Origin of the sequence: Algoriphagus sediminis (genome assembly GCF_030403435.1) — a bacterium.
Taxonomy (GTDB): domain Bacteria; phylum Bacteroidota; class Bacteroidia; order Cytophagales; family Cyclobacteriaceae; genus Algoriphagus; species Algoriphagus sediminis.
In genome coordinates this window covers 13,877-26,963 of record NZ_JAUEPH010000007.1, presented here as the reverse complement: position 1 = coordinate 26,963, position 13,087 = coordinate 13,877, and the positions used below count along the sequence as shown (strand labels likewise).

Sequence of the window (13,087 nt, the reverse complement as noted above, 5' to 3'; positions counted from 1 at the left end):
GCCTCTTGGAATCTCGTTAAAATGATTTGATTTCCAAACCTCCGAATAGAACGGTTCCTCTCAGAAGCAGAACCTTCTCTGGATCAACTTCAGAATCTCTGTAGATTCTCTTGTCCTCCACTCCAGCCGCAATGTTAGAAACTTCAGTGCGGACATCCCAGTGAGGTGGTACTACGAGCTTCATTCCACCGAAGATTACATCTACTTGCAGGGTCGCAATTCCTTTAAAATCTGCCTGGGTAAAGTCTATATCTATCCCGCCAAATGCGGCGGTAAGCTTACCTCCCTGAAAGTTTTTTGACATCACACGCTTATCGACCCCACTGAAAATCGCATCGATGTTCAGCCTATCATTAAAAGTGGAACCTGCACTGGTGAATGGATTAGATTGTTTTTCTCCTCCTAGAGAACTATTCATAGAGTCCTTTGCCTCTTTCATGCTTTTATTGATCTGGGAATCAATGTCGGAGAGGATTTTATTCTCTTTTCTCCTTTGAGTGACAAAATAGAGCCCGAGTAGTATCAAGGCCACTGGAAATATGTATCGCTCGATTCCAAAGTCAAAACCAAATTCTCTTTCGAAAAGGAAGTACAATCCAAGTCCCAACATAATAGAACCGAAGAAACTCCTAAACCCGTGTTTCACCAGGGTAAATGTTCCTATGGCCACCAAAATCATGGGCCAGGACAATATCCATCCGGGAATAAAAAAACCAAGTTTGTTCAGGAGTATTAAAACCCCAATAGCAATAATTATGAATCCGAAAATTAATCCTGAGTCATTTGAAGATCTGTTAGCTGGCATGTCTTTTTTTGTTTAATGATATTCAAACTTACTTCAGAGCTATAGTCTTCCTGAGTATGAATAGGTGATCAAAAGAAAAAAGTCGGTCAACCCGGGGAAAAAGTCGGTAAATGAATGAGCTATTCCTCCTATTTTCTCAAAAGGTATTCCGCGTAGTCTAAATCTTCGGGAGTGGTAATCTTTATATTCTCCCGATTTCCTTCTATCAAAGTAACTTGCTTTCCGCTATGCTCATAGACAGTAGCATCGTCGGTAAAAAAATCCGATTCTTCGGCTTCGAAGGCCTTTTTAATTTCTTCCAACCGAAAGGTCTGAGGAGTTTGAACCAGCCTGAATTGATTTCTATCTTGAAAAATTGAATTCCCTTCTTCCACTTTTCGGATGGAGTCCTTAAGGGTGACCACGGGAATCGCGCTTCCTTCTTTCTGCGCAGTCTCGAAAGCGTGTTTAATCACTGTTTTTGTCACGAAAGGCCGTACCCCATCATGAATGGCAACTAAGCCTTCATCGCTCGAAATGGAGGAAATTCCGTTTTTAACAGATTGGAATCTGCTTTGCCCACCCTTCACCAAGGAATGTGAAACATCAAATGAGTGTTTTTCAATAAGGGAACGCCAAAGTTCAAACTCGGAGCTCGGAAGAACCAAAATAAGCTCACAGTCCGGATCTGAAGCCTGGAATTTGTCTAAAGTATGCATCAGCAAGGGTTTACCTCCCAAGGGTAAAAACTGCTTGGGAAGCTCTCTACCCATTCGGGTGCCTTTACCTCCGGCCACGATCACAGCATACTTTTTCAACTCTTTTTGGTTTGGGATAAAAAAAGCCCCTTTCGGGGCTAAATATTATAAAATCAACATTGCATCTCCGTAGGAGAAGAACTTGTATTTCTGCTTAATGGCTTCCTTATAGGCTTTCATAACCAAATCATATCCACCAAAAGCAGCGGCTGTCATAAGCAGCGTAGATTCTGGCAAGTGGAAATTGGTGATAAGCGAATTAGCAATCTTGAACTCATAAGGAGGAATGATAAATTTATCCGTCCATCCTGAGCTCTCTTTCAATCGTCCATTAGCCGTGACTGAAGATTCGACGGTCTTAAGAGAGGTTGTTCCTACAGAAACCACTCGTTTTTTATTATCCAATGCCTTATTCACCAATTCAACAGTCTTGGCAGGAATGGAATAATTTTCAGAGTCCATTTTATGCTTGGTCAAATCTTCAACTTCTACCTTTCTGAAAGTTCCCAAGCCCACATGAAGAGTAATGGGAGTAACTTCTACTCCTTGCAGCTCAAGCCTTTTCAGCAAATGTGGGGTGAAATGAAGACCCGCGGTTGGGGCAGCCACAGCTCCTACATTCTTGGCAAATACGGTCTGATATCTATCACGATCTTCCGGCTCCACCTTTCTATCGATAAACTCTTTTAACAAAGGTGTCTCTCCAAGAGAGTCGATAGTTCTGTGGAATTCTTCTTCAGTTCCATCAAAAAGGAATCGAATAGTCCTTCCTCGGGAAGTGGTATTATCTATAACTTCCGCCACCAGATCACTATCTCCGAAATAAAGTTTATTTCCCACACGAATTTTCCTGGCCGGATCGACCAAAACATCCCAAAGTTTTAACTCAGGGTTCAATTCACGCAGTAGAAAAACCTCTATCTCTGCACCTGTTTTTTCTTTGTTGCCGTATAACCTCGCAGGAAAAACTTTGGTGTCGTTCGTAACAAATACGTCTCCCTCGCCAAAGTAATCTGTGATATCCTTAAAAACTTTATGCTCAATATCTCCTGTTTCACGATGGAGGACCATAAGCCTTGATTCATCTCTATTTTCAGCTGGATAGTGAGCGACTAGTTTCTTGGGGACTTCAAACTTGAAATTTGATAATTTCATATAGATATTTTAGTGGAAATTCAGTACTGAAATTTACTTTTTGCTTCTCTAAAAAGTGCAAAGATAGTAAGAAAAATGCCGAATTTCCGCTAACTTGACAAATTGTTTCAAACCAACTATTGTTAGACGATGAAAACCTTCAGCCTAATCTGGGAAAGCTTCCTTTTCGCATTTAGCGCATTGAGAACGAATCTCACCAGAACAGTCCTATCTCTACTTGGAGTTACGGTAGGTATTTTCGCCATTATCGCGGTTTTCACCTTGGTTGATTCCCTTGAAAATAACATTAAATCTTCTTTCGATTTCTTAGGAACCAATGTAATTAACGTAGGGAGGTTTCCCTTTACTAATGACGGTAGAGACTATCCATGGTGGAAATATTTCAGAAGGCCTCCTGGATCATTCGAAGAATATGAATTTTTTCAGGAAAGACTAAAATCTGCTGAAGCTGTAACCATTTCTGTTTCCGCCGGAACAACTGTTAAAGCTGGTTCCAGTGCATTTGAAGGAACACAAATTACCGGAGTCGTAGATACTTATCCGGACGTTTTCGATGTACCTTTACAGCAAGGCAGATTTTTTACTGGATCTGAGATCCAGGCTGCGCGAAATGTCGCCATCATAGGCAACGAGATAGCTACCACCCTTTTTCCAAATGAAAGCCCCATTGGAAAACAGGTAAAAATCCGAGGTATGAAATTTACCGTGGTTGGTCTTTTTGAAAAAGAAGGAGGAGGGTTGTTCGAAATTTCCTCCAAAGATCAAACAGCGCTCATTCCCTTTGGGGCCTTCGGTAAAATGTATTACGTGGGTGGGCGTAGAGGAGTGGAGCCTACCATCGCGGCAAAGGGCAGCGAGGAGGATATTGGATTAGTGGCTTTGGAAAATGAGATGGCCGGGTTACTTCGGGCTAAGAGAGGGCTCAAGCCAAAAGAAGAAAACAATTTTGCACTTAATAAAACCGAGTTTGTTCAGAATGCTATCGGATCCGTTTTTGATGTGATTTCTGCGGCTGGATGGGTAATCGGTGGATTCTCCATTCTGGTAGGTGGATTTGGAATCGCAAATATCATGTTTGTGTCTGTCAGAGAAAGAACCAATATCATCGGTATTCAAAAGTCCCTCGGAGCGAAAAATTACTTCATTCTCTTTCAGTTTCTTTTTGAGGCTGTTTGTCTAAGTTTAATCGGTGGACTAACTGGAATTGTATTAGTTTATTTCCTCAGCTTTATACAGTTGGGAAGTCTGGATCTTGTTCTATCGTTTAAAAATATAGTCTTAGGTCTTGGGGTGTCTTCCATCATTGGAGTTGTTTCTGGAATAGTACCCGCCACACTGGCTGCTAGACTCGATCCTGTCGAGGCTATTCGGGCTTAAACTTGTTAGTGAACAACAAAAAAGGGAGATGAAATCATCTCCCTTTTTTGTTGCTTATTCTTTTTATCAATCCTCAGCCTCCATTTCCGGATCCACAGGAATCAAACCTGCCGCGCCTTTGATTTTGGCTTCTAGTTCATCCATGAGCTCCGGGTTATCTAATAATATATTTTTGACAGCATCCCGTCCTTGACCAAGCTTCTCCCCGTTATACGAGAACCATGACCCGGCTTTCTTGATAATGTCGAACTCAACTCCTAGATCCAAAATCTCTCCTACCTTAGAAATCCCCTGGCCATACATGATATCGAACTCTACGATTTTGAAAGGAGGAGCTACCTTATTTTTTACCACCTTTACTTTGGTTCGATTACCTAAAACGTTATCCGCACTTTCCTTGATTTGGCCAATTCGGCGAATATCTAATCTAACAGAGGCGTAAAATTTCAAAGCGTTTCCACCAGTCGTCGTTTCAGGGTTTCCAAACATCACCCCGATTTTCTCTCTGAGTTGGTTAATGAAAATACAAGAACATCCGGTCTTGTTTATCGCTCCGGTAAGCTTTCGCAATGCCTGAGACATAAGTCTAGCCTGAAGGCCCATCTTACTGTCTCCCATATCTCCTTCCAGTTCACCCTTTGGAACCAAAGCTGCCACCGAGTCAATCACAATAATATCAATCGCACCAGATCTGATCAGATGCTCGGCGATTTCAAGCGCCTGCTCTCCATTATCAGGCTGGGAAATCAGCAGGCTATCAATATCAATACCCAACTTCTCAGCATACGTTTTATCAAATGCGTGCTCCGCATCAATAAATGCGGCCAGACCACCCGCCTTCTGGGCTTCAGCAATACAATGCATGGTCAGCGTAGTCTTACCAGAAGATTCCGGTCCGTAAATTTCGATTACTCTACCTCTGGGAATTCCTCCAATTCCTAGTGCCATATCCAAACCCAATGAACCTGTGGAAATCGCCGGAATATCCAACACATGATTATCACTTAGCTTCATTACGGTGCCTTTACCGTAAGTTTTTTCGAGTTTATCTATTGTGAGTTGTAAAGCTTTTAGCTTTTCTGCGTTATTACTCATGAGTTAATTTTTATTAAGAATAGTTCAGTGAAATTAATCAAACCCCTCCCCAGAACCAAGATGGTAAAGGTCTATTGTTTTACATCCCTAAATTCGTAATTTTCCGCGCCTAATACTACAGCTTTTTGAATCTTACTCCGGGACTTTCACGTAATTGTCAGAGATTGTCAAAGTAAAAATGTCCAAACACACCACAATTCTTTTCCTTGCTCTTTTACTATGCATTAAAACGGCTTTTGCCCAGAATTCCCAGGGAGAGGACCTCCCCTTTACCTATGGTGAGGTTTTAGATTTTGAAGTGAGTTATGGGTGGTTAAATCTTGCTGATGCAAAGCTTGAAATTAACAGAAAGCCCGAGTATGTCAATAATCGAGAACACATGCGTATCGACGCCTATGGAAAAACCAAAGGTGCTGCCAAAGTTTTCGGCAAAGTGAAGGATAATTGGGGTTCGATTTTGAACCCAAAAACTATGCTTCCTATTCAGTCATACAGACATATCGAAGAGGGAAATTACAGAAAGCATGAGGTAATTGACTTTGGCCAGGAGGCCAAAGTGGCTTACACCACTCTGTATGACCGCGACAACAAAAATGTCAAAGAAAAACGATTTTTTAATCTTCCAGGTCAAGTTCAGGATATTGTCAGTGGTTTTTATTTTTTGCGGAGCAAGGATCTTAGAGCTCTAAAAAGTGGTGAAACCATTGTAATCCAGGGATTCTTTGATAAAGAAGTATATAAGATCCAACTCATATATGAGGGTCGAGAAAGTCTTGAAACGGTTTTTGGAATTCAAGAGACTTATGTTTTCAGTCCTAAAATTCCAAAAAACAAGATTTTCCGGGGGGATTACCCAATCAAGGTTTGGGTTACTCAAGATGAAAACAAGATTCCAGTAAAAATTAAGGCCAACTTATTTGTGGGTTCTCTGGACCTTGATTTGGTCTCTGCGAAAGGTCTGAAGAATCCTTATTGAAGAATAGGTTAACATTATGTTAATCTATTCTATTTCCTTCACTTCCTGCTTTTGTTTTTCTTTCGTGATCAAAAAGTCCAAGGCAAATCTTTTGTCCAAAATTCTCTATTTTTAACCAAACAGGCGTAAACCCATGGGGAAGAAAAGTAAGATTAAAGTTCTGGTAGTAGATGACGAACCGGACATTATCGAGATACTTAAATATAACCTTGAAAAGGAAGGCTATCAGGTAGAAACTGCCGAAGATGGCATCAAGGGTGTAAAAATTGCAGGAAAATTTCTGCCGGATGTTATTTTACTAGACATCATGATGCCCAAGCAAGATGGGGTGGAAACCTGTCTACAGCTTCGTTCGATCCCGGAGCTTAAAAACACATTCATCATCTTCCTGACTGCCAGGATGGAAGAATACTCAGAGGTGGCTGCTTTCGATGTAGGAGCAGATGATTACATCACCAAGCCTATCAAACCAAGAGCTTTGATGAGTAGAATTTCAGCTTTATTCCGTAGAGAGGCTAAGAAAGAACAAGAGCAGACCAAAATTCAAATAAAGGATTTGATCATTGATCGAGGTAGTTATACAGTGAATAAGGCAGGGAAACAGATTTCTCTTCCGAAAAAGGAATTTGAGCTACTTTATTTCCTTTCAAAAAATCCAAATACTGTCTTTTCCAGAGATGAACTCCTCCAGAATATCTGGGGAGCTGATGTATTCGTTTTGGCACGAACTGTCGATGTGCATATCCGAAAGGTGAGAGAGAAAATCGGCGATGACTATATCAAGACTGTCAAAGGTGTAGGGTATAAATTTGATCTGAGTTGATATGCTTGGGTCATCTCGTGGCATCTCCCTAATTCTATCTGTTGTCATCGCCCTTATGGTGGCGGCATTTTTATCATTAATGGATGACGCAACGCTGACCTTGATTTTGGTGGCATCAGGTCTGGCCTTTTCGGCTTCATATCTTTTAATCACCATCACACTAGAGTTTCTGGTATTCCGGGAAATCGGAAATATTTATAGTCTACTTGAGAAAATTCAGAAAAAAAATCTCTCTGAGTACCAGGAAAAAGGCTCCAATGCTTCGGTTTCTCCTTTGCGGAAAATCAACAAGGTGATCAATAATTATGCAATTGCTCAGCAAAAGGAAATTGACACCCTCCAAAAGAACGCAGAGTATAGAAGGGAGTTTGTAGCTGATATTTCTCATGAGCTGAAAACCCCCATTTTTGCCACTCAAGGTTACATCCATACCTTATTAGATGGGGCCATTGATGACAAGCAGGTTAGGATGAAGTTTCTTAAGCGTGCCGCCAAAAATCTGGATTCTTTGGACAAGCTGGTGAAGGACCTTTTGACACTTAATCAAATCGAAACCGGAGATATTCATTTTAATTTTGGAGAATTCAATCTTAAAAATCTGGCAAATGAGGTGATTGATCAACTAGAACATAAAGCTTCAAAAAAAGGGGTCGAGCTAACCTTCAAATATGATGAGCAAGCCAATCATCTGACCTATGGAGATGAAGATAAAATTTACCGAGTGATCCAAAACCTCCTATTTAACGCTATCAACTATAATAACAAGAAAAAAGGAGCGATGGTGGAGGTGGAGTTGAAATCAGGAAAATCAAGTATTCAGGTTTCGGTGAAGGACAATGGAAGGGGAATTCCCGCAGAGGACCTTAAGCGTATTTTTGAACGTTTTTATAGAGTGGAAAAAAGCCGATCCAAGGAAAAAGGTGGTACTGGACTCGGGCTAGCCATAGTAAAACATGTTTTGGAAGGCCATAAAAGTAAAATCTCAGTAAGTTCGACCGTTGGTACAGGTTCGATTTTTAGTTTTTCTCTCCCTTTGGTAAAGGAGGATAAAGCTCCAGAAAACGAAATAAGCAGAGAAGTCAATCCTAACTAATTCTTAGCTAACTTCGCAGGCCTTAGTACATTTTTCCTTCTGAATGAAAAAAGTAGATTTCAAATCACTTATCATATTTGAAAACAAGGATTACTTCGTGATTAACAAGCCACCTTATCTGAGCAGTTTAGATGACAGGCATGAAGCACAAAATATCCTTGACCTAGCTCGAAAGCATGATGAGAATTCACAGCTTTGCCATAGGCTGGATAAAGAAACCTCCGGGTGTCTGGTGATTGCAAGAAATCCAGATGCTTATAGAAATCTTGCCATACAATTTGAAAACAGGACAGTCGAAAAGATTTATCATGCTGTAATTCATGGATCGAGAAATTTCGAAAACGAGCTTGTCGACAGAAACCTTCTTTCTAATAATAAAGGTGTGGCTAAAGTGGCTAAAGATGGAAAGCCTGCTCAAACCTTTGTGCAGACTTTAAAACAATACCATCGCCATACCCTAGTAGAATGCAAGCCCCTCACCGGACGTTTGCACCAAATCCGGGTACATCTGGCATATCTCAAAGCTCCTATTTGTGGAGACACATTATATGGAGGGGAGCCACTCTTTCTTTCTTCCTTGAAAAAGCGCTTTAATCTTAAAAAGGAAACTGAAGAATTACCGATTATGCAAAGAGTCTCTTTACATGCATTTTCTATAGCCTTTGATGGAATGGAAGGAGAACGCATTTTTACAGAAGCCCCCTATCCAAAAGACTTCCGTGTTTTAGTCCAGCAACTGGAAAAATCCCTTTAAATTTGCGTCTAAATCAAAAGAAAATTTTTTGACTGGGAGTCTCAGGATAGCTAAGCCAATGAAAATTAGGACTTAGTATTCAGTATTTTTTGGATGAAAAAAATATTACTTCTATCTTTGTGTCCCTTTTTGAGGGGAAAATATATTTAACAAGCTAAAAATTAAACAGTTACGCAGTGGATACTTTGAGTTACAAGACCATCTCAGCCAATGCCGCAACCGTAGACAAACAGTGGGTCGTAGTGGATGCCTCGTCTGCAGTTCTAGGTAGATTGGCGAGTGAAGTCGCAAAAATCTTGAGAGGGAAAGTGAAGCCTAGCTACACTCCTCACGTGGATTGCGGTGACAATGTGATCGTGATCAACGCCGACAAAGTCCGTCTAACTGGTGATAAGTGGGACTCAAAAGTTTATGTGAGACACACAGGATACCCAGGTGGACAGAGAATCTCTACTCCAAGAATACTGAAGGATAAATCTTCAGCTATTTTGGTGGAAAAAGCAGTGAGAGGCATGCTTCCAAAGAACAGATTGGGAAGAAAGCTTTATGGCAACCTATATGTATATGAAGGAGCTGAGCATCCACACGAAGCACAGCAGCCAAAAACTATCACCCTTTAATCGAATAAATCATGGACGTGATCAACACAATCGGTAGAAGAAAAACTTCAGTTGCCAGAGTTTACATGACTCCAGGCAAAGGAAATATCAGTGTGAACAATAAGGAATTGAATGTTTATTTCCCATTTGATTTGCACCAGATCGTAGTGAAGCAGCCTCTAGCCCTAGTGGGTGTGGATGGTAACTACGACATCAAAATCAATGTAGACGGTGGAGGAATCAAAGGTCAGGCTGAAGCAGCTAGAATGGCGATCTCCAGAGCGCTTTGTGAATTTGACGAAGAGCACAGACCAGCATTGAAGAAAGAAGGTTTCCTTACTCGTGACCCTAGAATGGTCGAGCGTAAGAAGCCAGGACGTAGAAAAGCAAGAAGAAGATTCCAGTTCTCTAAGAGATAATCAGAATCATTCTTTATCAATAGAATACATACATAATAATGGCCAAACTAGAATACAAAGACTTACTAGATGCTGGTGTTCATTTCGGACACTTAACGAGAAAGTGGGATCCAAGAATGGCTCCATATATCTTTATGGAGAAGAACGGGATCCACATTATCGATCTAAATAAAACGCTTGCCTGCCTCGAAGAAGCATCTAACGCAGTGAAGCAAATCGTACGTTCCGGTAAAAAAGTAATGTTCGTTGCTACTAAAAAGCAAGCCAAAGACTTGGTTGCTGAAGAAGCACGCAGACTCAATATGCCATACACTACTGAAAGATGGTTAGGTGGTATGCTTACCAACTTCGCAACAATCAGAAAATCCTTGAAGAAGATGTCTACTTTGGAGAAAATGACCAAAGAGGATGCTTACAAGAATCTGGCGAAGAAGGAGAGATTGATGCTTAGCCGTCAGAAAGAAAAGATGGAAAATGTGCTCGGTGGTATCGCCGATCTAACTAGACTTCCAGCTGCTCTTTTTGTAGTCGACATCAAACGTGAGCACATTGCAATTGCCGAAGCGAAAAAGCTTGGTATCCCTGTTTTCGCATTGGTGGATACAAACTCTAACCCAAATGAGGTAGATTTCCCAGTTCCTGCCAATGACGATGCATTCAAATCAGTTTCCTTACTAGTTAAAGCTTTCGGTGCTGCTATCGAAGAAGGTCTTTCTGAGCGTAAGAAGGACAAAGAAGAAGCAAAACTCTCTGAGCAAGAAGCAGAGAAAAAGGCACTAGACGCTGCAGAGACAAAGGAATAATCCACTGCATGATTTGATTGAAAAAAAATTGAACATCAGGCTATGGTCTATGTTCAATTTTTTTGTTTAAAACCTAATAAAATAAAACTGAGACTCATTTTGAGCTTAGTCCGATAAAATTTCCGTGTAAAATAAACCGATAAAAAAATGGCAATTACTGCACAAGACGTAAACAAATTGAGACAAATGACCGGCGCCGGTATGATGGATTGCAAGAAGGCTTTGACTGAAGCAGAAGGCGATTTCGAAAAGGCCGTGGACATCCTCAGAAAAAAAGGACAGAAAGTATCTGCTTCCAGAGCTGATAGAGAAACTAAAGAAGGTGTGGTTGTAACTTCTGTTTCCGAAGATGGATCTAAAGGAACACTTCTTTCTTTAACTTGTGAGACTGACTTTGTTGCAAAAAATGAAGAGTTCGGAGCGTTCGCTAATTCTCTTCTAGAGGCAGCTGTAGCAGGTGGAGCAAATACCGTAGAAGAAATCATGGCTCTTCCTTTTGAAGGAATCACTGTTGCTGAGAAGATCGTAGAAATGACCGGAAAAATTGGAGAAAAAATTACCATTTCTCACTTTGAGGTTGTAAACGCTGAAAGTGTAGTTCCTTATATCCACTCAAATGGTAAGTTGGGCGTTTTGGTAGGATTGACAAACACTAGCGGAACAGATGCAACTGAAGCTGGAAAAGACGTAGCTATGCAAATTGCTGCTATGAACCCAGTAGCCGTTGACAAGGATGGAGTTGATTCTTCAATTGTAGAAAGAGAAATCGCTGTTGGTATGGAGCAGGCAAAAGCTGAAGGTAAGCCAGAAGCTATGCTTGAGAAAATTGCTATGGGCAAGCTTAACAAGTTCTACAAAGAGAATACTTTGCTAAGCCAGGCATTCGTAAAAGACAGCAAAAAGTCTATAGCACAATACCTTGATAGTGTGAGCAAAGGAATGACTGTTTCTGCTTTCAAAAGAGTATCTATCGGATAATCGAAAATATCCTAAGAACAATAAAAAAGCTCTCCCAATCGGGAGAGCTTTTCTTTTATCCATTCATCAGGTCTTCTATTTCATCCGGATGGATAGGGATGTTTTTCATAAGATCCTCATTCCCACCGGATTTTACCACCACATCATTTTCCAGACGGATTCCGAAACCTTCATCAGGAATATAAATTCCTGGCTCAACCGTGAAAACCATGTTTTCAGAAATCGGCTCATGCATAGTTCCTACATCATGAACGTCAAGCCCTATATGATGAGAAGTACCATGCATGAAATATTTTTTGTAGGCAGGCCACTTAGGGTCTTCCTTATCTACATCATGCTGAGAAATAAGACCTAAAGCCAATAGTTCTCCCTGCATAATCAGACCAACCTCCTTATGGTATTCCTGAATGGAGATTCCAGGTGAAAGAATTTTATTAGCTTCGTCCTTTACCTTCAAAACAGCCTTATAAACCGCTTTCTGTCGATCCGTAAATCTTCCATTTACAGGAATGGTCCGGGTCATGTCTGCATTGTAGTTTCCATATTCTGCCCCAACATCCATAAGCAGAAGCTCACCATCATTACAGGCCTTATTATTCTCCAAATAATGTAAAACACATGCGCTTGAACCGCTTGCGATTATAGGTTCATAGGCAAACCCTTTACTTCGGTTCCTCACAAATTCATGTAAATACTCAGCTTCAATTTCATATTCGGTGACGCCTGGCTTCACAAAACCCAAAACTCTGCGAAAGCCAAGCTCGGTAATATCACAGGCCTTCTGAAGCTGTGCTATTTCCTCCGGCTCTTTAACAGCTCTTAGCTCATGCATTAGGGGTGCCAATCTATTGAATTCATGCAGGGGAAATTGTGCTTTGCAGCGATCAATGAATCTGGCATCTCTGGTTTGCACCACCACTCCAGCTCTCAAGTGCTCATTCGTATTCAGATAGATATTTTCGCAGAGAGCGGTGACAGTATTAAAAATCTGATCAAAGCTTGATAGCCATTGGATATTCTTAATACCTGAAGCCTCGAAGGCCTCTTCCTTTGTGTATTTATGCCCTTCCCAAACAGCAATGTGCTCATTAGTTTCTCTTAGAAACAAAACTTCCCTGTAATCCTCCACGGGGCAATCAGGCGCCAAAAGCAAAATGGTTTCTTCCTGATCAATACCTGATAGATAAAAAATGTCATTATTCTGCCTGAATTTCATTGTACCATCAGCATTGGTAGGCATAATGTCGTTTGAGTTCAGAATGGCTACGCTTTTTGGCGAAAGTTTATCAGCCAGCTTGCTGCGGTTTTTCACATAGAGCTCCTTGGGAAGTGGTATATATTTCATGGATTGTATTATTAATGAATTAAACAGAAGGATGGAATTTCTTCCACCGGGCTGTACAAACTTAACATTATTCCCAGCCCTTTAAAAGAGGTCATTTTTGCTTAGCTTTGACTCCCTATTCAAAAGAA

14 protein-coding genes are annotated in these 13,087 nt (G+C 40.8%); 9 read left to right on the top strand and 5 right to left on the bottom strand.

Annotated features, from left to right (window positions below):
• Window positions 1-16: 16 nt before the first annotated feature.
• The 3 genes from QVH07_RS15235 to queA all read right to left on the bottom strand — a co-directional run bounded on the left by QVH07_RS15235 (window position 17) and on the right by queA (window position 2,697).
• Window positions 17-805, bottom strand: a complete 789-nt coding sequence (locus QVH07_RS15235) for a LiaF transmembrane domain-containing protein (RefSeq protein ID WP_290002020.1) — start codon at window positions 803-805, stop codon at window positions 17-19.
• Between the two features lie 128 nt (window positions 806-933).
• The gene (locus QVH07_RS15230) at window positions 934-1,602 is read right to left on the bottom strand and encodes a 2-C-methyl-D-erythritol 4-phosphate cytidylyltransferase (RefSeq protein WP_290002019.1); all 669 of its coding nucleotides are present in this window, start codon (window positions 1,600-1,602) and stop codon (window positions 934-936) included.
• A gap of 45 nt (window positions 1,603-1,647) precedes the next feature.
• Window positions 1,648-2,697, bottom strand: coding sequence for a tRNA preQ1(34) S-adenosylmethionine ribosyltransferase-isomerase QueA (gene queA / locus QVH07_RS15225; protein ID WP_290002017.1), 1,050 nt, complete (start codon window positions 2,695-2,697; stop codon window positions 1,648-1,650).
• A gap of 129 nt (window positions 2,698-2,826) precedes the next feature.
• Between queA and QVH07_RS15220 the strand changes: the two genes are divergently transcribed.
• Window positions 2,827-4,074, top strand: coding sequence for an ABC transporter permease (locus QVH07_RS15220; protein ID WP_290002016.1), 1,248 nt, complete (start codon window positions 2,827-2,829; stop codon window positions 4,072-4,074).
• A 66-nt stretch (window positions 4,075-4,140) separates the two neighbouring features.
• On the opposite strand, the gene recA is transcribed toward QVH07_RS15220, so the two are convergent.
• Window positions 4,141-5,169, bottom strand: coding sequence for a recombinase RecA (gene recA, locus QVH07_RS15215; protein ID WP_290002014.1), 1,029 nt, complete (start codon window positions 5,167-5,169; stop codon window positions 4,141-4,143).
• Window positions 5,170-5,347: 178 nt separating this feature from the next.
• Here recA and QVH07_RS15210 point away from each other — a divergent pair, with 178 nt between their 5' ends.
• From QVH07_RS15210 to tsf, 8 genes are all read left to right on the top strand, one after another.
• A complete protein-coding gene (locus QVH07_RS15210; protein ID WP_290002012.1) occupies window positions 5,348-6,145 on the top strand; it encodes a DUF3108 domain-containing protein in 798 nt (265 codons plus the stop codon).
• A gap of 133 nt (window positions 6,146-6,278) precedes the next feature.
• Window positions 6,279-6,968, top strand: a complete 690-nt coding sequence (locus QVH07_RS15205) for a response regulator (protein ID WP_290002010.1) — start codon at window positions 6,279-6,281, stop codon at window positions 6,966-6,968.
• Between the two features lies 1 nt (window position 6,969).
• Window positions 6,970-8,061 carry a sensor histidine kinase gene (locus QVH07_RS15200; RefSeq protein WP_290002008.1) on the top strand — a complete coding sequence of 364 codons (1,092 nt, stop codon included), beginning with the start codon at window positions 6,970-6,972 and terminating at the stop codon, window positions 8,059-8,061.
• 43 nt (window positions 8,062-8,104) lie between these two features.
• A complete protein-coding gene (locus tag QVH07_RS15195; protein ID WP_290002006.1) occupies window positions 8,105-8,815 on the top strand; it encodes an RluA family pseudouridine synthase in 711 nt (236 codons plus the stop codon).
• Between the two features lie 176 nt (window positions 8,816-8,991).
• Window positions 8,992-9,435 carry a 50S ribosomal protein L13 gene (rplM, locus tag QVH07_RS15190; protein WP_290002003.1) on the top strand — a complete coding sequence of 148 codons (444 nt, stop codon included), beginning with the start codon at window positions 8,992-8,994 and terminating at the stop codon, window positions 9,433-9,435.
• An 11-nt stretch (window positions 9,436-9,446) separates the two neighbouring features.
• Window positions 9,447-9,833 carry a 30S ribosomal protein S9 gene (gene rpsI / locus QVH07_RS15185; RefSeq protein WP_290002000.1) on the top strand — a complete coding sequence of 129 codons (387 nt, stop codon included), beginning with the start codon at window positions 9,447-9,449 and terminating at the stop codon, window positions 9,831-9,833.
• Between the two features lie 38 nt (window positions 9,834-9,871).
• Window positions 9,872-10,636: a 30S ribosomal protein S2 gene (gene rpsB, locus QVH07_RS15180; protein WP_290001997.1), complete on the top strand. Its 765-nt coding sequence runs from the start codon at window positions 9,872-9,874 to the stop codon at window positions 10,634-10,636.
• Window positions 10,637-10,783: 147 nt separating this feature from the next.
• Complete coding sequence (tsf, locus tag QVH07_RS15175; protein WP_290001996.1) at window positions 10,784-11,614, top strand: translation elongation factor Ts; 831 nt, start codon at window positions 10,784-10,786, stop codon at window positions 11,612-11,614.
• Between the two features lie 55 nt (window positions 11,615-11,669).
• Here the strand turns inward: tsf and QVH07_RS15170 are convergent, their stop codons facing one another.
• Entirely contained in the window at window positions 11,670-12,959 is a 1,290-nt protein-coding gene (locus tag QVH07_RS15170) for an aminopeptidase P family protein (protein WP_290001991.1), read from the bottom strand.
• Between the last annotated feature and the right edge of the window lie 128 nt (window positions 12,960-13,087).